The following is a 24,316-nucleotide window of genomic DNA, read 5'->3' on the forward strand; positions in this document are numbered from 1 at the left end:
TATCTGTGTATTCTAGCAAACGAGGGATTTTACGATTTTCGCTTTTGTGTCCTTGGTATTCCTGCCATCAATGGGTAGATCAAACTTTTGGCGAAAAAATTGCGAGAAATTGTTTCCGGAGCGCATAAATACGCACTTCCACTCTCGACGACAAGGGATGTGATGCCTATTATGCATAGGTTTCGCATTATTCATGGGGGAGAGAGCATGCGCTCAGCATTTTGGGTAGGGTGTGCCGCGTTATTGTTGTCGGCATGTAGCAGTGAGCCAGTCCAGCAGGCAACGGCAGCCCACGTGGCGCCGGGAATGAAAGCGGCAATGTCCAGTTCAGGTCAGGCCAACTGCGCGATGATTGGCGGTTCGCTGTCTGTCGCCCGCCAGCTTGATGGTTCTGCTATTGGGATGTGCGCCTTGCCAAACGGCAAACGCTGTAGCGAACAGTCGCTTGCCGTTGGAAGCTGCGGTAACTACTGATTATTCTGCACGCTTAAACATCAGCGTTTTATCGGCTGTCGCCAGCGTTAACTGGTCCTCAGTCAGGTCGACCTGCGCCCCTTTGCGCAGCATGTCGCCGATGGTCTGATCCAGCTCATTCAGCTGCGGCTCAGTACAGAGCTTACGCGTCATGGCCAGCGTTTTAACCTTCAGCTCGCCTTCGGACAATTTCCCCTGTCCGTTGAAGCGGTTACACATCTGACCAGAAACGCTGATGTTATTCACCAGGCTGATATCTGGCAGCGCGCTAAAACCGATCTCAGGTTGCGTTGTCGCGGTCTTCACGGCCTTACCGTTGACATTTTCCAGCACAAAGCGATGGTTTTTAAGTTGCTCCGGCTGTACGGAGGCTTTGCCCGGATTAACGCACCCGGAAAGGACAAGACTAATAACGCTTAACGCAATGAGCTTTTTCATTTTTCTTCTCAAACTATAAATACTGTGAATCTTTTTCCAGTGTAACGATACTCTGCCGTGCGTTAATGGGGTTTATCTGAAAGTGCGGGGAGAAGTACCGGGCAACGCAGCGGTTGCCCGGAATAACATTAATGCGATTTAAATCCTGCCGCCGTCATCAGCATGCGGAAGAGCATACTGCCAGCAGCCAGCGCCAGTACGCTGCCGCCCCAGATAATGGCCAGCCACAGCAATCTTTTCCAGACCGGTTGTTGCATCAGTGATAACCCTCCCCATGCTGAACTTTGCCGCGAAACACGTAGTAGCTCCAGAAGGTGTAGACCAGAATAACGGGAATGATCAACAGCGCGCCCACCAGCATAAAGCCCTGGCTTTGCGTCGGGGCGGCAGCCTGCCACAGGGTGATCGAAGGTGGAATAATATGCGGCCAGATGCTGATCCCAAGCCCGCTAAAGCCGAGGAATATCAGCCCCAGCGTCAGAATAAACGGACGGCTATGGCTGGCGGGATTATTCAGGCAGCGCCACTGGTACAGGCTAAAAATCACCACCAAAGCAGGGACCGGCAGCAGATAAAACAGATTCGGCAGCGTAAACCAGCGCGCAGCGATGGCCGGTTGCGCCAGCGGCGTCCAGAGGCTGATCGCCGCAATAAACGCCAGCAGCACGATTAACAGCGTTTTCGACACCTCACGCATCCGCTCCTGCAGCGCGTTTTCGCTTTTCATCACCAGCCAGGTAGAGCCTAACAGCGCATAAGCCACCACCAGCCCCGCGCCGCAAAACAGGTTAAACGCGGTAAACCAGTCAAAGGGGCCGCCGGTATAGGCCCGGCCGGTGACGGTAAAGCCGTTAATGACGGCGCCTACCGTCACGCCCTGGGTGAACGTTGCCAGAATTGAACCGCCAATAAACGCCTTATCCCAGAAGGGGCGGTGGGCAGGCGTGGCTTTAAAGCGAAACTCAAATGCCACCCCGCGGAAAATAAGCCCGATCAGCATTAACGTCAGCGGAATGGTGAGGGCATCAACGATCACCGCATAGGCCAGCGGGAATGCGCCGAACAGGGCGGCACCGCCAAGCACCAGCCAGGTTTCATTTCCGTCCCACACCGGCGCGACGCTGTTGACCATCACGTCGCGATCGTCGGCGTTCTGCGTGGCCGGGAACAGAATGCCAATCCCCAGATCAAAACCGTCCATCACGATATACATCAGCGTGGCGAAGACGATGATCACAAACCAGATAATGGAAAGATCGATACCCATTATGGCTGCTCCTTATGTTCAGTTGTGACGGCAGAAAGCGGGCGCGCCGGACGTCCGTCGGACTCGGTGGCGAAAGTTTCATGCGGCTGCGGGCCTTTTCGGATGAGGCGCACCATATAGCTGTAACCCACGCCGAATACCGAGGTATAGACGACGAAGAAGGCCAGCAGGCTCACGCTCATATGCAGGTCACCGTGGGCTGATACCGCATCCTTTGTACGCTGGAGTCCGTAGACCACCCACGGCTGGCGGCCCACTTCGGTGGTGATCCACCCGGCCAGGATGGCAATCAGCCCGGTTGGCCCCATCAGCAGCGCAAACCACAGGAAGGGGCGCGACGAATACACGCGTTTTTTGTAGCGCAACCAGAGAGCCATCACCCCGAGCAACAGCATCAGCATGCCCAGGCCCGCCATGATGCGGAATGACCAGAACACGATGGTGGAATTCGGACGGTCTTCCTTCGGGAACTCTTTGAGGGCCGGAACCTGTTTATCCAGGCTGTGCGTCAGGATAAGACTCCCCAGCGCCGGGATCTCCAGCCCAAAACGGGTGCGCTCCTGCTCCATATCCGGCCAGCCAAACAGCAGCAGTGGGGTAGGCTCACCCGGCGGATTTTCCCAGTGGCCTTCAATGGCGGCAATCTTGGCGGGCTGGTGCTTTAAGGTGTTCAACCCGTGCATATCGCCAACCATGGCCTGGATGGGGGCGACAATCAGCGTCATCCACAGCGCCATCGAAAACATCGCCCGGATGGCAGGGGTATTATTCCCGCGCAGCAGATGCCATGCCGCGGATGCGCCCACAAACAGGGCGCTGCTCAGGAATGCGGCTATCGACATATGCAGCAGGCGGTAAGGGAAGGAGGGGTTAAACACCACGGCGAACCAGTCCACCGGTACCACCTGACCGTTGACGATCTCATAGCCCTGCGGGGTCTGCATCCAGCTGTTCGACGAGAGGATCCAGAAGGTGGAGATAATGGTGCCCAGCGCCACCATGCAGGTGGCGAAGAAGTGCAGACCCGGCCCGACTTTGTTCCAGCCGAACAGCATCACGCCGAGGAATCCGGCTTCGAGGAAGAAGGCGGTCAGCACTTCATAGGTCAGCAGCGGGCCGGTAATGCTGCCCGCAAACTGTGAAAATCCGCTCCAGTTGGTGCCGAACTGGTAGGCCATCACCAGCCCGGAGACCACGCCCATGCCAAAGTTGACGGCAAAAATCTTCGACCAGAAATGGTACAGCGAGCGCCAGACCGGATTTTTGGTTTTCAGCCACAGCCCTTCGAGTACGGCAAGATAGCTTGCCAGGCCGATGGTGATCGCCGGGAAAATAATGTGAAAGGATACGGTAAAGGCAAACTGTATCCGTGCAAGGTGAAAAGCATCTAAACCAAACATGCACAGCCTCAATGTCAAACGGTGTGCTGTTATGGTATAGGGGCAAAGTTCGGACTATCAGACGCAGAAAAGTGATTTTTAACCATAACAGTTGGCTTAAAGCTCATGCTTTAGACATCTGATATACCTCGCGTGAGGAATAAAAACCGTATTTTTATGAATTTTACGCATAAAACTGCTTGCCTTGTCGTCTGCGCCGTGCGTTAATGGCCCTCTGGTTTTGAGTCCAAATAAATATCTGACGTAGTTTTATAAAGCAGTTCTCATCACGTTGTGCCTCTCCGCAGCCTCTCTTGGGTCTTTATCTACTTTCCGATTCGTTTTGTTTAAAACCATTATTGCCCAATCGGCCCATTAGTAATTTACGTTTTTACGTTTACAGGAGAATCCTATGACTTCTTATATTCATTTCCGCTGCCCATGCTGTCATGGCTCGCAGTACCGTACCTCAGTCTTTGATATGTCTGAGAAAAACCCACTCGGCGCGAAATGCATCTTTTGCAAATCGTCGATGATTACGCTCGATCACCTGGCCGCCGCGCGTCAGGCGCAAAGCCACGTTACCGAGTACCGTAAGTAATTCGTTTCACGAACTATAACAGTTAGCTAAATCTTCTCTTTTTCTCCTGCTGATATACACTGTCGGTCACAAGGAGAATTTGATGAAAAAATACCAGCGTCTGGCGCAACAAATTATCTCGCAGATTGAGCTTGGCGTATGGCTGCCGGGCGATAAGCTGCCTTCGCTGCGAGAGCAGGTGGCGAGCAGCGGCATGAGTTTTATGACCGTTGGCCACGCGTATCAGATGCTGGAAAGTCAGGGGCGCATTGTCGCCAGACCGCAGTCGGGCTATTACGTTGCCTCGCGCCCGACCGCACATCAGCCTGCTCCACCTGCCCAGGTGATGCGTGACGAAGTGGTGGATATTAATACCTACATCTTCGACGTCTTACAGGCCAGCCGCGACCCGTCCGTTGTTCCTTTTGCCTCCGCGTTTCCCGATCCCCGACTTTTCCCGCTGCAGCAGCTCAACCGCTCGCTGGCGAACGTCAGCAAAACCGCGACGGCGATGAGCGTGATTGAGAACCTGCCGCCGGGTAACGTCGATCTCCGCCACGCCATTGCCCGTCGCTACGCGCAGCAGGGGATGAACATCTCCCCGGAAGAGATTGTGATCACCGCAGGCGCGCTTGAAGCGCTCAATCTCAGCCTGCAGGCGGTAACCGAGCCGGGCGACTGGGTGATAGTCGAAAACCCGTGTTTCTACGGCGCGCTGCAGGCGCTGGAACGCCTGAAGCTCAAAGCGTTGTCGATTGCGACGGATGTCCGCGAGGGGATTGATCTGAATGCCCTTGAACAGGCGCTGAAGGAGTACCCGGTTAAAGCCTGCTGGATCATGACCAACAGTCAGAACCCGCTTGGCTTCACGCTGAGCGCGGAGAAAAAAGCGCAGCTTGTCGCGCTGTTAACGCAGCACAACGTCCCCCTGATTGAAGACGATGTCTACAGCGAACTCTATTTTGGCCGCGAAAAGCCGCTCCCGGCGAAAGCATGGGATCGCCAGGACATGACGCTTCACTGCTCGTCCTTTTCAAAATGCCTGGTGGCCGGTTTTCGCATCGGCTGGGTTGCGGCAGGAAAACACGCGAGACGCATTCAGCAGCTGCAGCTGATGAGCACGCTCTCAACCAGCTCACCCGTGCAGCTGGCGCTGGTGGATTATCTGGCGACGAAACGCTACGACGCCCATCTGCGCCGCCTGCGGCGTACCCTCGCCGAGCGAAAACAGCAGGCCTGGCAGTCTCTTTTGCGCCATATGCCTGCCGGCGTCAAAATTCACCATAACGACAGCGGCTACTTTTTATGGCTGGAGCTTCCGGCGCAGCTGGATGCGGGTCTGCTGAGCGAAAAAGCCTTAACGCACCACATCAGCATTGCGCCCGGAAAGATGTTTTCCACCTCCGACGCGTGGACACCGTTCTTCCGGTTTAATACCTCCTGGGCCTGGGGAGAGCGAGAAGAGCAGGCGGTCATTCAGTTAGGAAAATTAATTAGCACGATGCTGGAATAAACTTTTCTCCGTTATTTAAATAATCAATTCTTATCCTGATGACGGCGCTGCGAATATTTCGCGGTGCCCTGTCATAGGAAATCTGCATACCGTCTCTCGCGGCTAACTCCTTGTCTATAATCCAGTTAACGGGGAATGCGCCCTCGGTCACACCTTGATGAAATTTCCTGAAGCCGTACGGTGCGGCGCATTTGCGCGGTCTACGTTTAATAAGGGAGATATTTTTACGGCACGGCTGCCGCTAAATTTCATTGCGACAGGAGTAACTCTTATGAGCAAACATTTTGCCCGCAGCAGCCTGTGCGCGCTCGGCATGACTATCATGACAGCGCAAGCCGCAGAACCACCAAAGGCCATCGGCGACGGGGAAGGTCGGCTGGATATTATCGCCTGGCCGGGATACATCGAACGCGGACAGACGGATAAAAATTATGACTGGGTCACCCAGTTTGAAAAAGAGACCGGGTGTGCGGTCAACGTCAAAACGGCGGCCACGTCGGATGAAATGGTCAGCCTGATGGCGAAAGGGGGCTATGACCTGGTCACCGCCTCGGGTGACGCCTCCCTGCGCCTGATCATGGGTAAACGCGTTCAGCCCATTAACCCCGACCTCATCCCCAACTGGAAAACGCTCGACGCGCGGATTGTAAAAGGGGAATGGTTTAACGTCGGCGGGAAAGTCTACGGCACGCCGTATCAGTGGGGGCCAAACCTGCTGATGTACAACACCAAAACCTTCCCGACGCCGCCGGACAGCTGGAGCGTGGTCTTTACCAAACAGGATCTGCCGGACGGTAAAAGCAATCAGGGACGCGTGCAGGCGTATGACGGCCCGATTTATATCGCCGATGCCGCGCTGTTCGTCAAAGCCACTCAGCCGCAGCTGGGTATCAAAGACCCGTACCAGCTCACCGAAAAACAGTATGCCGCCGTGCTCAAGGTGCTTCGCGACCAGCACGCGCTGATCCACCGCTACTGGCATGACACCACCGTCCAGATGAGCGACTTCAAAAATGAAGGCGTTGTGGCCTCCAGCGCCTGGCCGTATCAGGCGAATGCCCTGAAGGCTGAGAACCAGCCCGTTGCCACCGTCTTCCCGAAAGAGGGGGTGACCGGCTGGGCGGATACCACCATGCTGCACGCGCAGGCAAAACACCCGATGTGCGCCTACAAATGGATGAACTGGTCGCTGACGCCGAAAGTGCAGGGCGATCTGGCGGCCTGGTTTGGCTCCCTGCCCGTGGTTGCAGAAGGGTGTAAGGCCAGCACGCTGCTGGGTGATAAAGGCTGCGAAACAAACGGTTATAACGAGTTCGACAAAATCATGTTCTGGAAAACCCCCATCGCAGAAGGCGGCAAATTTGTCCCTTACAGCCGCTGGACGCAGGATTACATCGCCATCATGGGCGGTCGTTAATTGCCCGGGAGCAGAACATGACGTACGCGGTAGAGTTTAACAACGTTTCCCGTCTGTACGGCGACGTACGGGCGGTGGATGGGGTCACCATTGCTATTCGTGACGGAGAATTTTTCTCCATGCTGGGGCCTTCGGGCTCCGGCAAAACCACCTGCCTGCGTCTGATAGCGGGTTTTGAACAGCTGTCAGGCGGCACGATTTCTATCTTCGGCAAAGAGGCGAGCGAACTGCCTCCCTGGGAGCGGGATGTGAACACCGTCTTTCAGGACTACGCGCTGTTCCCGCATATGTCGATTCTCGACAATGTTGCCTACGGGCTGATGGTCAAAGGCATCGACAAGAAAAAACGCCATGCGCAGGCCCGTGATGCCCTGGAAAAAGTGGGCCTGAGCTTTGCCGTTGCCCGCAAACCTTCGCAACTTTCCGGCGGCCAGCGACAGCGTGTCGCCATCGCCCGGGCGCTGGTCAATGAGCCGCGCGTCCTGCTGCTGGATGAGCCCTTAGGTGCGCTCGATCTCAAACTGCGTGAACAGATGCAGTTCGAGCTGAAGAAGCTTCAGCAGGAAATCGGCATCACCTTTATTTTTGTCACCCACGATCAGGGCGAGGCCCTTTCCATGTCAGACCGGGTGGCGGTGTTCAATAACGGGCGCATCGAGCAGGTGGATACCCCGCGCGATCTCTACATGCGTCCGCGCACGCCGTTTGTCGCCGGTTTTGTCGGCACGTCCAACGTCTTTGATGCGGGCCTTGCGCAGAAAATATGCGGCATGGAAGGTAGCTATTCCCTGCGCCCGGAACATATTCGCCTTAATGAGGTGGGAGAGGTTCAGGTTCAGGGCATCGTGCAGGCCGTCCAGTATCAGGGAGCGGCCACGCGTCTGGAGCTGAAGCTCGCCGATGGCGCCAAACTGCTGGTGAGCCAGGCCAATCTCAGTGAAACCTCGTCGCTGAGCGGCATTGCGCCGGGGCAGGCGGTGATGGCGTCGTGGTCACGCGAGGCGATGATTCGCCTGCACGAGGAGAGGTGAAATGGCTATGAGCGTTGCGCATCCTCCCGCCTCGCACGGCCGCTTAAGCCGCATGACGGCGCTGTTCTGGCGTAAACCGTCGCTCGGCCTGTTCCTGCTTCTGCTCGCGCCGCTCATGTGGTTTGGCATCGTCTATTTAGGATCGCTTCTGACCCTGCTGTGGCAAGGTTTTTACACCTTTGACGATTTCACCATGGCCGTCACGCCGGATCTGACCCTGGCGAACATTCAGGCGCTTTTCAACCCGGCAAACTACGACATCATCCTGCGCACGTTAACCATGGCGATTGCGGTGACGATAGCCAGCGCCATCCTGGCATTCCCGATGGCCTGGTACATGGCGCGATACACCCGCGGCAAGTGGAAAGCGTTTTTCTATATCGCCGTGATGCTGCCAATGTGGGCGAGCTACATCGTCAAAGCCTACGCCTGGACGCTGCTGCTGGCGAAGGATGGGGTGGCGCAGTGGTTTCTCAACCATATGGGGCTGGAGCCGATCCTGACCTCACTCCTTACGCTCCCGGCAATTGGCGGCAACACCTTGTCCACCTCCGGGCTGGGACGGTTTCTGGTCTTCGTCTACATCTGGCTGCCGTTTATGATCCTGCCGGTCCAGGCGGCGCTGGAACGCCTGCCTGCCTCGCTACTGCAGGCCTCAGCCGACCTCGGCGCGCGCCCTCGTCAGACCTTTCGCTACGTCGTTCTGCCGCTGGCGATCCCGGGTATTGCCGCGGGCTCAATATTCACCTTTTCCCTGACGCTGGGGGATTTCATCGTTCCACAGCTGGTGGGGCCGCCGGGCTACTTCATCGGTAATATGGTCTACTCGCAGCAGGGTGCCATTGGCAATATGCCCATGGCCGCCGCGTTCACGCTGGTGCCCATCGTGCTGATTTCACTCTATCTGGCGTTCGTGAAACGTCTGGGAGCATTCGATGCACTCTGAACGCGCACCGCTGTTCCTGAAAGTGGCAGCGTGGGGAGGCGTTATCTTCCTGCACTTCCCGCTGCTGATTATCGCGACCTATGCCTTTAATACCGAAGACGCGGCCTTCAGCTTTCCGCCGCAGGGGCTGACGCTGAAGTGGTTCAGCGTGGCGGCGGGGCGCGGCGATATTATTGAATCCGTGACGTTGTCACTTCAGATTGCCGCGCTCTCCACCGCGATTGCCCTTGTGCTTGGCACGCTTGCTGCAGCGGCGCTGTGGCGAAGCGAGTTTTTTGGCAAGAATGCGATCTCGCTGTTGCTGCTGTTGCCGATTGCGTTACCGGGGATCATCACCGGTCTGGCGCTGCTGACGGCATTCAAAACGATTGACCTTGAGCCGGGTTTTTTCACCATCGTGGTGGGACACGCCACCTTTTGCGTGGTGGTGGTGTTTAACAACGTGATTGCCCGGTTCAGACGCACCTCCTGGAGCCTGGTGGAAGCGTCGATGGATCTCGGGGCCGACGGATGGCAAACCTTCCGCTATGTGGTGCTGCCTAATCTGGGTTCCGCGCTGCTGGCCGGGGGAATGCTGGCGTTTGCCCTGTCGTTTGACGAGATAATCGTCACAACGTTTACGGCGGGACACGAGCGCACGTTACCGCTGTGGTTGCTCAATCAGCTCGGTCGTCCGCGCGACGTGCCGGTCACCAACGTTGTAGCACTGCTGGTGATGCTGGTGACAACTATCCCCATTCTGGGAGCCTGGTGGCTAACCCGCGACGGCGAGAACATCGCCGGCAGCGGGAAATAACAGTGAATTCAACAGGAAAATGCTATGCAAACACAACTGCTGATAGAGGGAAAACTGGTAACCGGAGAGGGAGAAAAACAGCCGGTCTATAACCCGGCCACTGGAGAACTCCTGCTGGAGATTGCCGAGGCGTCAGCGGCTCAGGTCGACGCGGCGGTTCAGGCGGCCGACCGTGCTTTTGGTGAGTGGGGGCAAACCACGCCGAAAACCCGTGCCGAGTGCCTGCTGAAGCTGGCGGATGCGATTGAAGCGCATGGGGAGGACTTTGCCCGGCTCGAATCCCTCAACTGCGGCAAGCCGCTGCACTGTGCTCTGGGAGATGAAATTCCGGCGGTGGTCGACGTTTTCCGTTTCTTTGCCGGGGCCGCCCGCTGTTTGAACGGGCTGGCCGCCGGGGAGTACCTTGACGGCCACACGTCGATGATCCGCCGCGATCCGGTGGGCGTGGTTGCCTCTATTGCCCCCTGGAACTATCCGCTGATGATGGCGGCCTGGAAGCTGGCACCCGCGCTGGCGGCTGGGAACTGCGTGGTGATTAAGCCCTCAGAGATCACGCCCCTGACCGCGCTGAAGCTGGGGGAGCTGGCAAAAGATATCTTCCCGGCAGGCGTTCTGAACGTCCTGTTTGGCCGGGGTAAAACGGTCGGTGACCCGCTTACCGGGCATGAAAAGGTCCGTATGGTCTCGCTGACCGGTTCGATTGCTACCGGGGAACATATCATCGGCCATACCGCGTCCTCCATTAAACGCACCCACATGGAGCTGGGCGGTAAAGCGCCGGTTATCGTCTTTGATGATGCCGACCTGGATGCGGTTGTCGAAGGGGTGCGGACGTTTGGTTTCTACAATGCCGGACAGGACTGTACGGCGGCCTGCCGGATTTATGCCCAGAAGGGCATTTATGCCGCGCTGGTGGAAAAGCTGGGCGCAGCGGTCGCCAGCCTTAATATGGGTGCGCCGGAGGATGCCTCGACCGAACTGGGCCCGCTCAGCTCGGCCGCCCATCTTTCACGCGTCTGTCAGGCGGTCGATGAGGCGAAAGCGCTCGGTCATATCCGCGTTGTCACCGGCGGGAGCAAAAAAGAGGGGGCGGGCTACTACTTCCAGCCAACCCTGCTGGCGGGGGCAAAGCAGGACGACGCTATCGTTCAGCGCGAGGTGTTTGGCCCGGTGGTGAGCGTCACCGAATTTGACGACGAGGCGCAGGTGCTGGCCTGGGCGAACGATTCGCAGTATGGCCTGGCGTCATCGGTCTGGACCAAAGACGTGGGCCGCGCCCATCGCCTGAGCGCGCGCCTGCAGTACGGCTGCACCTGGGTGAATACCCATTTTATGCTGGTGAGCGAAATGCCGCACGGCGGCATGAAATTATCCGGCTACGGCAAAGATATGTCGGTCTACGGGCTTGAGGATTATACGGTCGTGCGGCATATCATGATCAAACACTAAGCCCGCCATGCCTGGTCGCATGCGCGGCCAGGCGTTCCCCGCGCCCGCCATGAGTGTTACGCAAGATACTCAGTTGTTATTATCCATAATCTTTAAGTGGTTATTCTGTAACGAAAAAACTTGATCTGTATCAACATATGACGCATATTGCGTGCGGTTATTTTTTCGGCTCTGGTATACAGAATGACGTTGTATCAAAAGATGTTGGTTTTTTACGCAATCATGGCTTCCATCTGGGCATTAATTACCTGGTTCCTCTCTAAAGACCGCAAACGTATCCGCCTGCTCAGCGCTTTTCTGGTGGGGTCAACCTGGCCAATGAGCTTTCCCGTTGCGCTGCTGGTCTCGCTTTTCTGAAGCACGCTTCCATTTTTAAAAGATGAATATGGCATTCCAGATACGGTAACTGTATAAATACACAGTGCATCGTAAAAGGAGTGCTTATGAACAGTTTTTACTCGCAGCAGGCCGGCTGTACCGTGCGCTGGCATGACCTGCCCGGCACCGGCGATCCCGTGGTGTTCATTCACGGGCTGGGCTGCGCCTCTTCCTATGAATATCCCCGTGTCGTTCATGACCCGCTGTTTGGCGCGCGCAGAGCGATTCTCATCGATTTGCCCGGCAGCGGCTACAGCGACAAGCCTGAACGCTACAGCTATAAAACCACCGACCAGGCCCACGTTGTGGCGGAGCTGATTGACCACCTTAAGCTGGATGCCTTCTGGTTATACGGCCACAGTATGGGCGGCAGCATTGCTATCGAAACGGCGGGGCTGCTTGCAACGCGCGTGAAGGGGCTGATGGTGTCAGAGCCCAATTTTCATTCGGGTGGGGGGATGTTCAGCCGGTCTATTGCAGCGCAAACCGAGCAGCAGTTTCTGACGCAGGGCTATGACGCCATGCTCAGTGCGGAAAAAACGGCGTGGGCAGGGTGTCTGCAGAGTAATGCGCCGTATGCCGTCTGGCGGGGCGCATCGAGCCTGGTGGCGGGCATAGAGCCCGAATGGGAAGCGCAGTTCCTGTCACTTCCTTGCCCGGTAACGTTGATTTTCGGCGAGCTGTCTCTGCCGGATGACGATGTGGACAATCTGAAGCAAAAGGGCGTTGAGGTAAAAATTATCCCTGCGGCGGGGCATTCGATGTCGTGGGAGAATCCGTCTGCGCTGGCACAGACGTTAGCCGGGTGTATGACGATGTGATTATTGTGCAATTTATCATCGTTGCGAAATGTAGGCCGGGTAAGCGCAGCGCCACCCGGCAACAAAGGCGGCTACTTTATCAAAGCCCGTAGTGCCTGACGTGCGTCAGGCTGAACATCATGCGGATGCTGGTAATCAATGTTCTCTATCGCGCGGCTATAGAGGGCGACCAGCCAGTCGTAAACGTATGCGGTGGCCGCATGCACAGGCTGTTCCCCCAGGCGCGTCAATCGAGGCTCCGCGCTGCTGACCACTGGCGTGACGAAGATTGCCTGCCCCTTGCGGATGCGGCTTGCCGGACGTGTAGCCACGGGCGTCTGGTCATAACCCAGCCAGCCAATGAAATTGCCCATCACGGCATGCAGCTGTGCCGCGCTGCTTTTATCCGCTTCGACAATGCGCTGAAGCTGTTGTGGCAGATTAAGCCGGTAGCTGGTGACCACCAGCACATCCGCGATTTGCTGTAATACCGAAGGATCCAGCCCGAGGCGCGCGGCCGTGGCCTCGTTGCGGCTCCACTGACGCAGATGATTTATCCAGACTCTGTGCGCCAGGCGCGCTTTGTCTTTTGTCTGGAACAGGCCGGTGCTTTCCTGGGTATTCTCGGCAAACAGGTCAATAGTGTCCGTAAACAGCCCGTTCACCTGCTCCTCGCGCGGCTGCTGAACGGCGAGCAGCGTTTCAAAGGCTTTCAGCGGCGGCAGCAGGCCTTCAAGCAGTTCGCCGTGGCGGGCGGCGCTGCTTTGCAGCGTGCGCACCATGCTTTCGGCCTGAGCGCGTCTTTTCCCCGGATCTTCAACCAGCGGCGCCAGATAGCTTTGCATCAGCGATGAGAGCTCCTGTCGCAGCAAGCCTTTCAGCGTGCCGAGACGCTTCTGTCGCTGGGCGGGTAACGTGGCCTGAGACAGCCATTCGATGACGCGCTGCATGCTGTGGCTGTCCAGCGCCTGCAGCGTGCCCCAGCGTAAACCCGGCTTTCCGAGCAGATGCTGTACGGCTTCATCGAGATTCTGTCGGGTGGTAAAGCGGGCGTCGTGAGGGGTAATCGCCCATACCAGCCCCGGCAGGGCAGATTCTTCAGCAGGCTGCGTCTCCTTGACCCAGTTCATCAGCACTTTTGCTTTTTTGGCCGTCTGCTCGTGCTGCGCCGTCGCATTACAAATCACCAGCACATCCGGCTGAAGCTGTTGACGATAATGCTCGAGCAGCCACTGGGACTTCGCCTGGCGTAGCGGGTCGGCACGGTTATCTTCAAAAACAGGAATATCAATAATATCGACGTTATCCAGCGCGCCGTTCTCAACCGGCAGCACCAGCTCGCGGGTCAGGAAGGCCAGCACGTCGACGGGGATGCTGATGGCGTTAAGCATTTCACCGCTATTTAGCGGATGAAGCAGCGTCTCCTGCGCGTCCTGAAGATCTAACGTGCCGTCGTGCGTCAGGAACCCTTCACCCGGCAGGCCAAAGCTGTCCACCAGCAGGCTAAGCGGGGCAGCAAGCTCGCCGGCATGGCTGGTCTGGTGCAGCACATGGGCCAGTTTTAACCACTGCTGGGTCAACTCCTGTTGCTCGCCCCACAGCAGCGACCAGACGCTGGCCCGCGTGCTGAGATCGAGAGAAGGCACCAGCCGGGCGAACTCATGCCACAGGGCATCATCGATTTGCTGCTTAGCGGCGGGTACGGTGCTTTGCCAGAAGCGGGCTATCGCACCCACTTCCTGAGCCGTTATGCCGGGCACGCCCTGCGGCTGGCGCAGCCCGCGCCATTTCTCCAGACGTGTCTCAATGACCGCCTTATCCACCGCGCGCATCTGCGGATGCAGCGTCGTGCGGGCAATAAACAGCTGTACCAGCTCGGCCTCGGTGACCAGGCTCAGACGCAGCGGGAACGCCTCATCCGCCACCTCCGGGCTTTCCGGCGTGAAGCGGACGGCCATGTTGGTCAGGGCATGTCCCGGATTGATATGCGAAAAATAGTCAAAGGTGCGCTGGCCCGGCGTCACGTTCAGGCGTCCATTACCGCTGCCGCACAGGGATAACAGCAGATGGGCTTTCGCGCTCTGTGAATGACCGTAAAGCCCAATACTGCTCTGGCGGGTCATGGCGCGTTCAATGGCCTGCTCCCGCGCCTGCGCCGCGTTGATGCGAGCAAGCAGGGCGTCGGCATCGTTATCCAGCACAGGGGCGTTCAGGCGCGTCTCATTAATCCACCCGATTAAGGCCTGAGTGGTGGTCGTCGTCACTGTCATTTCAGGTATACGCTCCCGCTGTCGATCCAGTAGTGGCTACCGCTGTGTCGGCGATCGGCCAAGGTATTCAGTTTGAAGGTTAATGCGTCAGGGGCAACCGGCGTGCCGTCCTGCAGCCAGGCATCGCTCAGCTCGAAGGCCTCAGGACCTTCCTGCTTGCTGCCGCCGCAGAGCTTCAGCCGCACGTTCAGCACGCCGTCACCGGCAATGGCTTTCGCCAGTTCAGCCGAGTTGATGCTGAGCGTGTAGAGCGGCGTGGCGGGCCAGCGCGCGTTCGCCAGCTGGCGGAAGCCGAGGGTAACGTTACCGCGCAGCGGGAAGTGCAGACGCGCGTCGAGCTTCGCGCCCGGCTTATCAAGATCGATATCCTGATACCAGACGTTTTCCTCGCGCAGGGTATTGACGGTGTTATCCAGCACGCCGAGATACCGCACGGTTGAATACGCGCCAATGTCCGCGGCTTTAAAGTTGAAGCGCGGCAGACGCAGGTCGAGCGCCAGGCTGCAGAGCATGGCTCCCACCGCGGCCGTTGATTTCGGGTTGCCAATGCGCCCCTGCTGGCTGAACGGATACCACTCGTGCACCTGGTATTTATCCAGCCAGACGATGCGGTTTACCGGCACCGGCTGCAGATGACGAATGAGCGCCTGAACGCCCGGCAGGCAGCCGGGGCGTCCGGTGATCAGCAGAATATCGCAGCTGTAATGGGATATCGCCTCGCACACCGCGTGGAGCGGCGAGGCCAGCGTAAACTGCCCGGCCAGCATCGCATCCTGCATCTCGCGGAAATTCACGTGCAGCGGCACGGCGAACAGGTCAAACGCGTCTGAACCCGCAGGCAGGGCATGGTCGATCGCCTGCTGCAGATAATTCATTACGTTGCGGGTCGGTTTCTGCGGCAGGAGATCGCCAAAGGTGGCATGCAGACCGGCCAGCGGATCGTCAACGTCGCTCGATTCCCACGCGGCAAGAATAGCGTGGCCAATCGGCATAAACAGCTGAAGCGTCGTTTGCTGGCGGAGTACGGCCTGGGTGTCAATACGCCCGGAGTCGCCGAAGAGTGACGCCATCAGCAGCGAGGCGTCCGCGATACCGGATTTCTGCAGCTGCGTTTGCAGGGCAGGCAACACGTAGCGCTGAATCACGTCCAGAAGCGTATCGTCGCCCGCGACCTTAAAGCCTTCACGGAACAGCAGCTGCGGGGTGATTTTGACGTTATTGCCGGAACCGTCATCCAGCTGATAATGGGTGATCGCCATATCCGTTGTGCCGCCGCCGATGTCGATGGAGGCAACGCGCAGCGCGCGGCCCGGCTGGTTACCCGGCTCAGGCTCACGGTCCGGGCGGGCCAGGGAGGCGAAGAAGGCTTCGGTCTGACCGCCAAAGCGGGAGATCGCTTCGTTATACAGCCAGACCAGCTGACCGCAGCTGGCTTCATCCCACTCCATCTGGATTTCAGGAACCGGCACCACGCTTTTATCCTGCTGTTTGCGGGTGACAAAATCCTCATCCTGCGGGTGCCAGCCCATCGCTTTCCAGACGATGGCGATGGCTTCAAACATGCGGCGACGGAAAATCTCGCGCTCCTGCTTTGGCATGGCCGAGGGCAGGGTCAGGATCAGGGTGCGCAGCTGGCGCGGCGATGCCGGGAAGCCCAGACGCAGGCGCGTGGCGACGCTGTTGATCTGCCCCAGCGCCTGCGCCAGCAGCTCGCACAGCATGTGCGTCATCAGCGTACTGCGGCTGTACTGCGGCGAGAAGACCGGCAGCCGCTCGTCCTGCGGCAGCGTGAAGAGCGGTTCGCCGTCATCGTTCATCAGATTCATCAGCGGAAACGCGGTGGCAAGCGGCTCACGCTGGGTTTTGCTGTTCATCTGGCTAAAGCGCCAGTCCTGCACGACCGGCGTTTCATCCCACAGGTAGCGACGCGGGCTGGAGATGCCGCTGTTGCCTTCGGTCCCCAGACGCTGCATCGCCAGCTTGCGGGCTTCATCGCCCACGCGAACAATCGACGGCCAGACAAAGGCATCTTCGCGACCGCTTTCAACCGAGAAGTGCTGCTTGCCAAAACGCGCTTCCGAAAACTCAAGACGGCTGGTGAACAGCGGCGCATTCAGGAACTGCGGCTCGCTTAATGAGCGTACCTGCAGCTCGGCGGTCTGGCGCAGGCCATCGTTCGCGTCGCCGTGGTCTTCGATAATGACGCCGCAGGTGTGGGTATTGCCCACGTCGAGGATCAGGTCGACCGGAATGGCAGGCGTGCTGAGCGTATGGGTAACAAATTTCACTTCCGGCACGGTGAGCTGTTCACCGAGCATGGTCAGCAGGTTAAGCCAGTGGGCCTGATATTCAAACCCGCGCATCGCCTGCTGGAGATCGCGTTCTGAGCGGTTTTCAACGCCGTCGGCATACTGGGTAAAGGCCTCGCGCAGCCAGCCGTCAATCCAGGTCTGGTCGAGGAAACTTTCTACCTCATTGTCTCGCCAGGCCAGCGCGAATCGGGTCCCGTTCAGAATATCGTTTTCAACCGGGGACAGGGCGGACGTGGCGTGTTCTGCAATCTGGCTGTCAAGGGCGAGCGTGACGCGGTGCGTATTGCCTGCCGTATCGGGTGTATCCAGCCTGCGCACCTGAACGCGGGCCCAGTTATCCGGCCCCTCAACAAAGGTTCGCGGCGGGTTGAAGCGCAGGAACGGAACCGGAAGCCAGACGCCGTCCAGCACCGCCAGGGACTGATGCAGCGGGATGGTGGTTTCCGGTTTAACCACTTCAGGCTGACCACCGTTCGTTCCCGGCACGGTATAGCGCCCGTTAACCAGGTCGAAATCGAGCCGCAGCAGCGGGCCGTTCGCGGTTTTACGTACGAAGCGCCCGTTGCTGGCGGTGTCCTGCGGCGTCAGACCGAAATCAAGGAACTGCACGCCGCTGTTGGCAATAAGCGTGACGCTTTGTTTATAGTCGCAAAGATTAACCAGCATAGGATCAGGCACCTGCTTTCTTGAACGTCAGGGGAACGACGGTATTGGCATCATAACGGGCGCGACATTCTGCGATATCGCTGGCGCCTGCTTTACAGGCAACCTCCGGCATCGGGTAGCGGGAGCCGTCGGTGCAGCGGGCAGTACCGCGACTTTTAATCATCAGCTCGCCGTTGCTGTGCAGGCCGGAGAACACTTCCGCGCGGCAGACAACGTTGTCGCCATGGACAACCCGGGCGAAGCCCTTATTGTTCTGGATCTGATAGCGCATTGACGGCGGCTTGCCGGTGACCGGATCTTTCACGTCCAGAACCGCACGCCAGGTGCCGTTCAGGAAACGCGTCGATCCCGCTTTCACCTGGTTCGCTTCCATCACCATGGCATCTTTCGGGATGGCGACAATCACCACCGGGGCAGGCTGTGGCGCAGGCGCCAGAGCAGGCTCTTTTTCTTTGCTTGCCAGGACCTCTGCCTGATGCAGCGGTAATTTCATGGCCAGCGGCTCAACCGCTTTGATCGGCTTTGGCGCAATCTCTACGGGCTGGGGTGCGGGCACCGGGGCGGGCTCAGCGGAAGGCGACTGTTTTGGCCACAGCAGCGGTGCGGCAATGGCGGCAACGATCGCGACGGCAACCGGCAGCGTCCACAGGGGAACGCGGCGCTTTTTCGCGACGATCGGCACAGCCGGTTCCTGAACGGGTTGCGCAACGGCCGGGGCCGGCTCAGGCTCATACAGATCTTCCGGCGTGATACGCACCACCGTGGAAGGGGCGATCAGCGGCTCGTCGGCGTGTTCAAAGGCCACCACCGGTTCTGGCTCTGGCTCGGGCTCGGGTTCAGGATCTTCAATCACAACGGGGGCGGGCTCAGGGACCAGCGATTCACGCAGGCAGTCGAGGACATCGTCGCGCGCATTTTCGTTCAGGTTTACAAACCCCCAGAAGCTGATGACTGGCTTTCCGTCCACCAGGAAGAGGAAGTTTTCACCCGGGAACTGAAACGCCTTTGACAGCAGAGACCCAAAAAGCTGCTGTGCGGTTTTGGGGGACTGGAGGCATTTCTTGCTTAACGACTCAACGCTGGCTAGCGTGTTTTCCAGATAGCGCAGGGCGCGATAACGGTCATCTTCATCGGCCGCTTTCCAGCTGGTTACGCTCCCTTCAACAGGGGAATACCAGTCCACGCGGTCACCGCTGTCGTTGACCTGAGGAATAGCCAGACAGTCGACGATGGCCTGTTGTTTGCGCAACCGGAGCGCTTCCCGGATTTGTAACGCTGATTCAAAAACGGCTTGTCCGCCGCCGCCCACGGCCTGAAAGTCATCCAGGTTACCGCTGCGTAAAAGAGTTTTTGCCACGATTTGATCCCATATACTTCTTCACACCGTTACTTTAACGAAACGAGGAAGCAACCAAACGGGGGAAGAGACGCTAAAAGGACCGATTTCTTGCGGCATAGAAAGTGACGGTTGTGCTTGACGAATAATGGCCCTTAAGGCAAATCACCTTTTCGGGCGCTGGCTGTTAAAACAGCAAAAAACGCGGCTTTAGAATAACCTGATAGTGTTTCGTTATTTGCCAGGTCATATCGCCTGTGCTGTTATTACTGTCTTATATAATAAAACTGTCAGGGTTATAACCATGTCTACAGGGAAAACACTGCTCGCCCTTGCGCTGAGCGCGCTGTTACCAGCCGGTGCCGCATCGGCGGCAAACAACGACACCCTTATTTACTGTTCTGAAGCGTCCCCCGAGTCCTTCAACCCGCAAATCGCCAGCTCTGGCCCGTCTTTTGTGGCCAGCTCTCAGGTACTGTACAATCGCCTGATCAACTTTGACCCGGTGAAAAACACCCCGGTCCCGTCGCTGGCGGAGTCCTGGACGATTTCGCCTGACGGCAAGACCTATACCTTTGCCCTGCGCAAAGGGGTGAAGTTCAACAGCAATAAATACTTCAAACCGACGCGCGATTTTAACGCCGATGACGTTATTTTCTCGGTTCTGCGTCAGAAAGACCCTAAACACCCTTATCACAACGTGTCGCAGGGCAACTACGAATACTTTAACGACGTCGGGCTCGATAAGCTGATTCAGGACGTGAAAAAGGTCGACGACTATCACGTTCAGTTCACCCTCAGCGAGCCTAACGCCGCGTTTCTGGCCGACTGGGGGATGGATTTCGCCTCGATTCTTTCCGCCGAATACGCCGACGCGATGCTGAAAAAAGGCACGCCTGAAAACGTGGACACCTGGCCGATTGGCACCGGGCCTTATGTCCTGCAGCAGTACAAGGTGGATTCGCTGATTCGCTACGTCGCTAACCCGAACTACTGGGAAGGCGAGGTGCCGACGAAGCATCTCATCTTCTCCATCACGCCGAACGTGGAAACCCGTCTGGCGAAGCTGCAGACCAACGAGTGCCAGATTATTCCTGCACCGTCCCCGGTTCAGTTTGACGCCATCAAGAACAACAAAGACCTTACGCTGCACTCGGTCGATGCGCTGAACGTCGGCTATCTGGCGTTTAACACCGAGAAAAAACCGTTTGATAACGTGCTGGTGCGCCAGGCGCTTAACTACGCGACCGACAAGAAGGCTATCGTCAATGCGGTCTTTATGGGGTCCGGTACGGTGGCAAAATCGCCGATCCCGCCAAATATGCTGGGCTTTAATAAAGACCTGAAGGACTACAGCTACGATCCTGAAAAAGCGAAAGCGCTGCTGAAGCAGGCGGGGCTGGAGAAGGGGGCGGAAGTCACGCTGTGGTCAATGCCGGTTCAGCGTCCGTACAACCCGAACTCTCGTCGTATCGCGGAGATGATCCAGAGCGACTGGGCGAAAGTCGGCGTGAAGGCCAAAATTGTCTCTTACGAGTGGGGCGAATATCTCTCCGGAATGCGTAAAGGCGAACATGACTCCGCGCTGTTTGGCTGGATGTCCGATAACGGCGACCCGGACAACTTTGCCGACGTGCTGCTGGGCTGCAACAGCATTAAAACCGGATCAAACGCCGCGCGCTGGTGTGATAAGAGTTATGATGATCTGGTGCAAAAAGCGAAGCTGACCAGCAGCCCGGCGGAGCGCGCGAAACTCTACGGCCAGGCGCAGGAGATTTTCTACCAGCAGGCGCCGTGGATCGCACTGGCAAACGGGAAAACGTTCTATGCGACCCGCAGCAACGTCACCGGATACAGCGTGAGCCTGATGGGCAGCGATTTCTCTAAGGCGAAGCTGAACTAATATGTTGCCCGGTGGCGCTGCGCTTACCGGGCCTACGGTTCCCCTGTAGGCCGGGCAAGGCGCAGCCGCCACCCGGCGATTCACAAGGAGTGACAATGTCACATTTAAATGAAGTTACCGCCCGTGTCGATGCCGCCATTGAAGAGAGCGTCATCACCCATATGAATGAACTGCTGATCGAATTAAGTGATGATGCAGATCTCAGCCGTGAAGAACGCTACACCCAGCAGCAGCGTCTGCGTACCGCGATTTCGCACCACGGTAAGCAGCATAAAGAGGAGTTGGACGCGCGTGAGGAACAGCTGACCAAAGGCGGCACCATACTGTAACGATCAAAACTGGCGTCGCGCCACCAGCCAGGCCCCGACGACCAGCATCACCGCGCCGCACACCGGGCCAATCAGGGCGCGCAGCGGAATGCCGTTGCTCCTCAGCACGTCCATCACCAGCCCGCCAATCAGCTGGCTTGCCACCAGCACGGCGATAGTCGTGGCCGCGCCAACGTTCTGATACCCGCTGATGCTGGCAAACACGAAAAATGACCCCAGCAGCCCCGGGATAAGCGTCCACCAGCGCACCGTTGCGGCCAGCTCGCTGAATCCGGCTGCGCCCTGTTTCAGCAGCAGAATGCTGACAAACAGCACAATGCCGACCAGGGAGTTCAGCAGCATCGCGATAAGGATCGTGGAGGAGGACTGGGTGATGCGCACCATTAAGGTGTTTTGCACCACCAGACCAATTCCCGCCGCCACCAGAAACGCCAGGGTCAGGGATTGATTCATGGGATGGCGTCCGGATCGCTGCGCTCGTCCAGCTGCAGCTGCATAAAGGTTAAGTCCAGCCAGCGGCCAAACTTGGTTCCCACCTGCGGCATCTGCCCCGTGGTGACAAAACCAAGCGTTTCGTGGAGGTGAATCGAAGCATGGTTTTGCGCTTCAATACCGGCCACCATCACGTGTTTGCCGATGGCGCGGGCCTCGTTTATCAGCGCGATCATTAGCGTGCGGCCAATGCCTTTTCCCTGATGGTCCGGGTGGACGTAGACCGAATGTTCAACCGTATGACGGAAACCGTCGAAGGCGCGCCAGTCGCCAAAAGAGGCGTAACCGGTGATAACGCCGTCTTCCTCACTCACCAGAACCGGGTAACCCGCGAGCGTGCGCGCCTCAAACCAGGCGATTCGGTTATCGGTATCGACGGTTTTATCGTTCCAGATCGCGGCAGTATGCAGCACCGCGTGGTTGTAGATTTCGCCTATCGCAGCGCAGTCTTCCTTGCAGGCATGACGAACGATCATGATTAACCCTCTGTGTATTGTTTACTATAGTATTACGTTATTCCTACGATATTACACAATCGTATCGCCCGATCGCTACGGCATAAGCCATATTTTTTTGTTATCAAAAGCCCATTGAAATGCCGTTCATACACTATAGTATGACGTCATGAACACCATAACAGACACAATGAATCAACGGATTAGCGCAAGAATTCGCCTTGAACGCGAGTCTCGCGGATGGTCCCTGAGCGAGCTTGCTGACCGGGCCGGGGTCTCGCGCGCGATGATCCACAAGATAGAGCGCGGAGACAGTAGCCCGACAGCTACCTTGCTGGCCCGTCTGTCCGGCGCGTTTGGCATCAGCATGTCCACGCTCATTGCCCGGGCCGAAATGCAGGAAGGCAAGCTGCTGCGCCTTGCAAACCAGCCCGTCTGGCGCGACCCTCAGACGCACTACCTCCGCCGCCACGTTTCTCCCCGCACCGATCTGCCCATCGACCTTGTTCAGGTTGAACTGCCCGCGGGCAGCGATGTTCCGATGCCTGCATCTTCTTACGCGCTGGCACGTCAGCTTATCTGGCTTCAGTCCGGCGAGCTGGTGTTCCAGGAGGGCGATACGCGCCACGAAATGCACGCCGGAGACTGTCTCGAGCTGGGGCCGCCAAATGACTGCCGGTTCATCAACGAAACGAATGAAACCTGCATCTATCTGGTTGTACGGCTTAACCAGTCTGCCTCGTAATGCTAATGCGATAACGCCGATCGTGAGCCAGGCTGTAATGACATTTGTACCAGAAGGAGATCCCGATGAATCAACCTGTTTCGCAAAATCGCCGCTGGGTACTGGCCTCCCGTCCTCAGGGTGCGCCGGTGGCGGAAAATTTTCGTCTCGAAACGCAGCCTGTTCCCGCCCCGGCTGAGGGACAGCTTTTGCTGCGCACCGTCTGGCTGTCGCTGGACCCTTACATGCGGGGGCGCATGAGCGATGCGCCATCCTATTCACCACCGGTTGAGCTGGGCGCGGTGATGGTGGGGGGAACGGTCAGCCGCGTTGAGCAGTCAAATCATCCCGACTTCAAAGCCGGGGAGTGGGTGCTGGGCTACAGCGGCTGGCAGGAATATGAACTCTCAGACGGCAGCGGCCTGGTGAAGCTGGGCGAAAATCCGTCTCATCCTTCCTGGTCACTGGGTATTCTGGGCATGCCGGGCTTTACCGCCTATATGGGATTGCTGGATATCGGGCAGCCAAAAGCGGGCGAAACGCTGGTGGTCGCCGCGGCGACAGGCCCGGTTGGCGCGACCGTCGGGCAGATCGGTAAAATCAAAGGTTGCCGGGTGGTCGGGGTCGCCGGTGGGGCTGAAAAATGCCGCCATGCCGTTGAGGTCCTCGGGTTTGACCTGTGTCTGGATCACCACGCGGCCGACTTTGCCGAACAGCTGAAACGCGCCTGCCCGAACGGGATTGACGTCTATTATGAAAACGTCGGCGGGAAAGTATTTGACGCCGTGCTGCCGTTACTGAATACCTCCGCGCGCGTGCCGGTGTGCGGCCTGGTGAGCGGCTACAATGCGACGGGCCTGCCCGAGGGGCCGGATCGCCTGCCGCTCCTGATGGCGACCATCCTGAAGAAACGCATTCGTATGCAGGGCTTTATCATCGGCCAGGATTACGGTCACCGCATTAAGGAGTTCCAGGAAGCGATGGGGCGCTGGGTGCAGGAGGGCAAAATTCACTATCGCGAACAGATAACGGACGGACTGGAGAACGCGCCCGAGGCGCTGATTGGCCTGCTCGAAGGGCGTAACTTCGGCAAAGTCGTGATTCGCGTCGCGGGTGACAATAAATAAACAGCATTATGGCGGGGTTTCCCGCCATATTTATTTGTGAAGATACGATATATTGTCTTTAATTAATGGACATGGCATTTCGCGCCCGCATCCCGGATGGGCCCGGAACCAATAAAAAAAACAAACTTTGCTTTTTTGATGTTTTTACGTACTTCCCACCACCAGGCATGACGATACAGGATATATCGGACCAGCGTCGTTTTATTAAAACTGGCGTTTAAAAATAGCATTAAG

General features: G+C 57.6%; 23 protein-coding genes. 14 read left to right on the plus strand and 9 right to left on the minus strand.

The annotated features are described in order from the left end of the window. Nucleotides 1-207 precede the first annotated feature (207 nt). Nucleotides 208-474 carry a DUF333 domain-containing protein gene (locus UR289_RS13220; protein ID WP_023312003.1) on the plus strand — a complete coding sequence of 89 codons (267 nt, stop codon included), beginning with the start codon at nt 208-210 and terminating at the stop codon, nt 472-474. On the opposite strand, the gene hslJ is transcribed toward UR289_RS13220, so the two are convergent. The 4 genes from hslJ to UR289_RS13240 all read right to left on the minus strand — a co-directional run bounded on the left by hslJ (nt 475) and on the right by UR289_RS13240 (nt 3,579). Then, on the minus strand, nt 475-912 hold the full coding sequence (gene hslJ, locus UR289_RS13225) for a heat shock protein HslJ (protein WP_320710404.1): 438 nt from the start codon (nt 910-912) through the stop codon (nt 475-477). Nucleotides 913-1,040: 128 nt separating this feature from the next. Next, complete coding sequence (locus UR289_RS13230) at nt 1,041-1,169, minus strand: DUF2474 domain-containing protein (RefSeq protein ID WP_320710405.1); 129 nt, start codon at nt 1,167-1,169, stop codon at nt 1,041-1,043. Next, a complete protein-coding gene (gene cydB / locus UR289_RS13235; protein WP_033145694.1) occupies nt 1,169-2,179 on the minus strand; it encodes a cytochrome d ubiquinol oxidase subunit II in 1,011 nt (336 codons plus the stop codon). The genes UR289_RS13230 and cydB overlap by 1 nt, the downstream gene beginning before the upstream one ends. Further along, on the minus strand, nt 2,179-3,579 hold the full coding sequence (locus tag UR289_RS13240; RefSeq protein ID WP_039262882.1) for a cytochrome ubiquinol oxidase subunit I: 1,401 nt from the start codon (nt 3,577-3,579) through the stop codon (nt 2,179-2,181). Before UR289_RS13240 ends, cydB begins: the two co-directional genes overlap by 1 nt. A 391-nt stretch (nt 3,580-3,970) precedes the next feature. On the opposite strand from UR289_RS13240, the gene UR289_RS13245 reads away from it, so the two are divergent. From UR289_RS13245 to UR289_RS13285, 9 genes are all read left to right on the plus strand, one after another. After that, complete coding sequence (locus UR289_RS13245) at nt 3,971-4,159, plus strand: hypothetical protein (protein ID WP_023335881.1); 189 nt, start codon at nt 3,971-3,973, stop codon at nt 4,157-4,159. Between the two features lie 82 nt (nt 4,160-4,241). Then, the gene (locus tag UR289_RS13250; RefSeq protein ID WP_033145692.1) at nt 4,242-5,651 is read left to right on the plus strand and encodes a PLP-dependent aminotransferase family protein; all 1,410 of its coding nucleotides are present in this window, start codon (nt 4,242-4,244) and stop codon (nt 5,649-5,651) included. 271 nt (nt 5,652-5,922) lie between these two features. Further along, nucleotides 5,923-7,068 carry a putative ABC transporter substrate-binding protein YdcS gene (gene ydcS / locus UR289_RS13255; protein WP_069302895.1) on the plus strand — a complete coding sequence of 382 codons (1,146 nt, stop codon included), beginning with the start codon at nt 5,923-5,925 and terminating at the stop codon, nt 7,066-7,068. Nucleotides 7,069-7,085: 17 nt separating this feature from the next. Then, nucleotides 7,086-8,099: an ABC transporter ATP-binding protein gene (locus tag UR289_RS13260; RefSeq protein ID WP_320710411.1), complete on the plus strand. Its 1,014-nt coding sequence runs from the start codon at nt 7,086-7,088 to the stop codon at nt 8,097-8,099. Between the two features lies 1 nt (nt 8,100). Beyond that, nucleotides 8,101-9,045: an ABC transporter permease gene (locus tag UR289_RS13265; protein WP_033145689.1), complete on the plus strand. Its 945-nt coding sequence runs from the start codon at nt 8,101-8,103 to the stop codon at nt 9,043-9,045. Then, nucleotides 9,035-9,841 (plus strand): ABC transporter permease, encoded by an 807-nt coding sequence (locus UR289_RS13270; RefSeq protein WP_029741505.1) that lies wholly within the window; start codon nt 9,035-9,037, stop codon nt 9,839-9,841. Before UR289_RS13265 ends, UR289_RS13270 begins: the two co-directional genes overlap by 11 nt. A gap of 24 nt (nt 9,842-9,865) precedes the next feature. Then, a complete protein-coding gene (patD, locus tag UR289_RS13275; RefSeq protein WP_320710414.1) occupies nt 9,866-11,290 on the plus strand; it encodes an aminobutyraldehyde dehydrogenase in 1,425 nt (474 codons plus the stop codon). A gap of 183 nt (nt 11,291-11,473) precedes the next feature. Further along, complete coding sequence (locus tag UR289_RS13280) at nt 11,474-11,647, plus strand: GhoT/OrtT family toxin (RefSeq protein WP_320710416.1); 174 nt, start codon at nt 11,474-11,476, stop codon at nt 11,645-11,647. An 86-nt stretch (nt 11,648-11,733) separates the two neighbouring features. Beyond that, nucleotides 11,734-12,489, plus strand: a complete 756-nt coding sequence (locus UR289_RS13285; RefSeq protein WP_096151121.1) for an alpha/beta fold hydrolase — start codon at nt 11,734-11,736, stop codon at nt 12,487-12,489. Nucleotides 12,490-12,560: 71 nt separating this feature from the next. Here the strand turns inward: UR289_RS13285 and UR289_RS13290 are convergent, their stop codons facing one another. From UR289_RS13290 to UR289_RS13300, 3 genes are read right to left on the minus strand one after another with little or no spacing between them, the layout of a single operon-like run. Beyond that, nucleotides 12,561-14,738, minus strand: coding sequence for a virulence factor SrfC family protein (locus tag UR289_RS13290; RefSeq protein ID WP_320710418.1), 2,178 nt, complete (start codon nt 14,736-14,738; stop codon nt 12,561-12,563). Further along, a complete protein-coding gene (locus UR289_RS13295; RefSeq protein WP_320710421.1) occupies nt 14,735-17,716 on the minus strand; it encodes a virulence factor SrfB in 2,982 nt (993 codons plus the stop codon). The genes UR289_RS13290 and UR289_RS13295 overlap by 4 nt, the downstream gene beginning before the upstream one ends. Nucleotides 17,717-17,720: 4 nt before the next feature. Next, nucleotides 17,721-19,073, minus strand: a complete 1,353-nt coding sequence (locus UR289_RS13300; protein ID WP_320710423.1) for an SrfA family protein — start codon at nt 19,071-19,073, stop codon at nt 17,721-17,723. Between the two features lie 283 nt (nt 19,074-19,356). On the opposite strand from UR289_RS13300, the gene UR289_RS13305 reads away from it, so the two are divergent. Together UR289_RS13305 and UR289_RS13310 are read left to right on the plus strand one after the other, a co-directional pair. Beyond that, nucleotides 19,357-20,955 carry an ABC transporter substrate-binding protein gene (locus UR289_RS13305; protein WP_320710425.1) on the plus strand — a complete coding sequence of 533 codons (1,599 nt, stop codon included), beginning with the start codon at nt 19,357-19,359 and terminating at the stop codon, nt 20,953-20,955. 95 nt (nt 20,956-21,050) lie between these two features. Then, nucleotides 21,051-21,284 (plus strand): YdcY family protein, encoded by a 234-nt coding sequence (locus tag UR289_RS13310; RefSeq protein WP_033145682.1) that lies wholly within the window; start codon nt 21,051-21,053, stop codon nt 21,282-21,284. Nucleotides 21,285-21,287: 3 nt separating this feature from the next. On the opposite strand, the gene UR289_RS13315 is transcribed toward UR289_RS13310, so the two are convergent. Further along, nucleotides 21,288-21,737 carry a DMT family transporter gene (locus tag UR289_RS13315; RefSeq protein WP_033145681.1) on the minus strand — a complete coding sequence of 150 codons (450 nt, stop codon included), beginning with the start codon at nt 21,735-21,737 and terminating at the stop codon, nt 21,288-21,290. After that, a complete protein-coding gene (locus UR289_RS13320; protein ID WP_033145680.1) occupies nt 21,734-22,252 on the minus strand; it encodes a GNAT family N-acetyltransferase in 519 nt (172 codons plus the stop codon). Before UR289_RS13320 ends, UR289_RS13315 begins: the two co-directional genes overlap by 4 nt. 148 nt (nt 22,253-22,400) lie before the next feature. Here UR289_RS13320 and UR289_RS13325 point away from each other — a divergent pair, with 148 nt between their 5' ends. After that, nucleotides 22,401-22,976: a helix-turn-helix domain-containing protein gene (locus tag UR289_RS13325; protein WP_023311983.1), complete on the plus strand. Its 576-nt coding sequence runs from the start codon at nt 22,401-22,403 to the stop codon at nt 22,974-22,976. Nucleotides 22,977-23,041: 65 nt separating this feature from the next. Next, a complete protein-coding gene (locus UR289_RS13330; RefSeq protein WP_320710428.1) occupies nt 23,042-24,082 on the plus strand; it encodes an NADP-dependent oxidoreductase in 1,041 nt (346 codons plus the stop codon). Nucleotides 24,083-24,316: the final 234 nt, after the last annotated feature.

It is taken from the genome of Enterobacter sp. 302C9 (assembly GCF_034106085.1).
GTDB lineage: Bacteria > Pseudomonadota > Gammaproteobacteria > Enterobacterales > Enterobacteriaceae > Enterobacter > Enterobacter asburiae_B.

What these genes read in the sequence shown, in the direction of transcription:
- UR289_RS13320 (WP_033145680.1), bottom strand. Translation starts at nt 22,252, where the DNA reads ATGATCGTTCGTCATGCCTGCAAGGAAGACTGCGCTGCGATAGGCGAA.
- UR289_RS13220 (WP_023312003.1), top strand. Translation starts at nt 208, where the DNA reads ATGCGCTCAGCATTTTGGGTAGGGTGTGCCGCGTTATTGTTGTCGGCA.
- UR289_RS13290 (WP_320710418.1), bottom strand. Translation starts at nt 14,738, where the DNA reads ATGACAGTGACGACGACCACCACTCAGGCCTTAATCGGGTGGATTAAT.
- UR289_RS13230 (WP_320710405.1), bottom strand. Translation starts at nt 1,169, where the DNA reads ATGCAACAACCGGTCTGGAAAAGATTGCTGTGGCTGGCCATTATCTGG.
- hslJ (WP_320710404.1), bottom strand. Translation starts at nt 912, where the DNA reads ATGAAAAAGCTCATTGCGTTAAGCGTTATTAGTCTTGTCCTTTCCGGG.
- UR289_RS13280 (WP_320710416.1), top strand. Translation starts at nt 11,474, where the DNA reads ATGACGTTGTATCAAAAGATGTTGGTTTTTTACGCAATCATGGCTTCC.
- UR289_RS13265 (WP_033145689.1), top strand. Translation starts at nt 8,101, where the DNA reads ATGGCTATGAGCGTTGCGCATCCTCCCGCCTCGCACGGCCGCTTAAGC.
- cydB (WP_033145694.1), bottom strand. Translation starts at nt 2,179, where the DNA reads ATGGGTATCGATCTTTCCATTATCTGGTTTGTGATCATCGTCTTCGCC.
- UR289_RS13270 (WP_029741505.1), top strand. Translation starts at nt 9,035, where the DNA reads ATGCACTCTGAACGCGCACCGCTGTTCCTGAAAGTGGCAGCGTGGGGA.
- UR289_RS13295 (WP_320710421.1), bottom strand. Translation starts at nt 17,716, where the DNA reads ATGCTGGTTAATCTTTGCGACTATAAACAAAGCGTCACGCTTATTGCC.
- UR289_RS13285 (WP_096151121.1), top strand. Translation starts at nt 11,734, where the DNA reads ATGAACAGTTTTTACTCGCAGCAGGCCGGCTGTACCGTGCGCTGGCAT.
- UR289_RS13305 (WP_320710425.1), top strand. Translation starts at nt 19,357, where the DNA reads ATGTCTACAGGGAAAACACTGCTCGCCCTTGCGCTGAGCGCGCTGTTA.
- UR289_RS13310 (WP_033145682.1), top strand. Translation starts at nt 21,051, where the DNA reads ATGTCACATTTAAATGAAGTTACCGCCCGTGTCGATGCCGCCATTGAA.
- UR289_RS13260 (WP_320710411.1), top strand. Translation starts at nt 7,086, where the DNA reads ATGACGTACGCGGTAGAGTTTAACAACGTTTCCCGTCTGTACGGCGAC.
- UR289_RS13250 (WP_033145692.1), top strand. Translation starts at nt 4,242, where the DNA reads ATGAAAAAATACCAGCGTCTGGCGCAACAAATTATCTCGCAGATTGAG.
- UR289_RS13325 (WP_023311983.1), top strand. Translation starts at nt 22,401, where the DNA reads ATGAACACCATAACAGACACAATGAATCAACGGATTAGCGCAAGAATT.
- ydcS (WP_069302895.1), top strand. Translation starts at nt 5,923, where the DNA reads ATGAGCAAACATTTTGCCCGCAGCAGCCTGTGCGCGCTCGGCATGACT.
- patD (WP_320710414.1), top strand. Translation starts at nt 9,866, where the DNA reads ATGCAAACACAACTGCTGATAGAGGGAAAACTGGTAACCGGAGAGGGA.
- UR289_RS13240 (WP_039262882.1), bottom strand. Translation starts at nt 3,579, where the DNA reads ATGTTTGGTTTAGATGCTTTTCACCTTGCACGGATACAGTTTGCCTTT.
- UR289_RS13245 (WP_023335881.1), top strand. Translation starts at nt 3,971, where the DNA reads ATGACTTCTTATATTCATTTCCGCTGCCCATGCTGTCATGGCTCGCAG.
- UR289_RS13315 (WP_033145681.1), bottom strand. Translation starts at nt 21,737, where the DNA reads ATGAATCAATCCCTGACCCTGGCGTTTCTGGTGGCGGCGGGAATTGGT.
- UR289_RS13330 (WP_320710428.1), top strand. Translation starts at nt 23,042, where the DNA reads ATGAATCAACCTGTTTCGCAAAATCGCCGCTGGGTACTGGCCTCCCGT.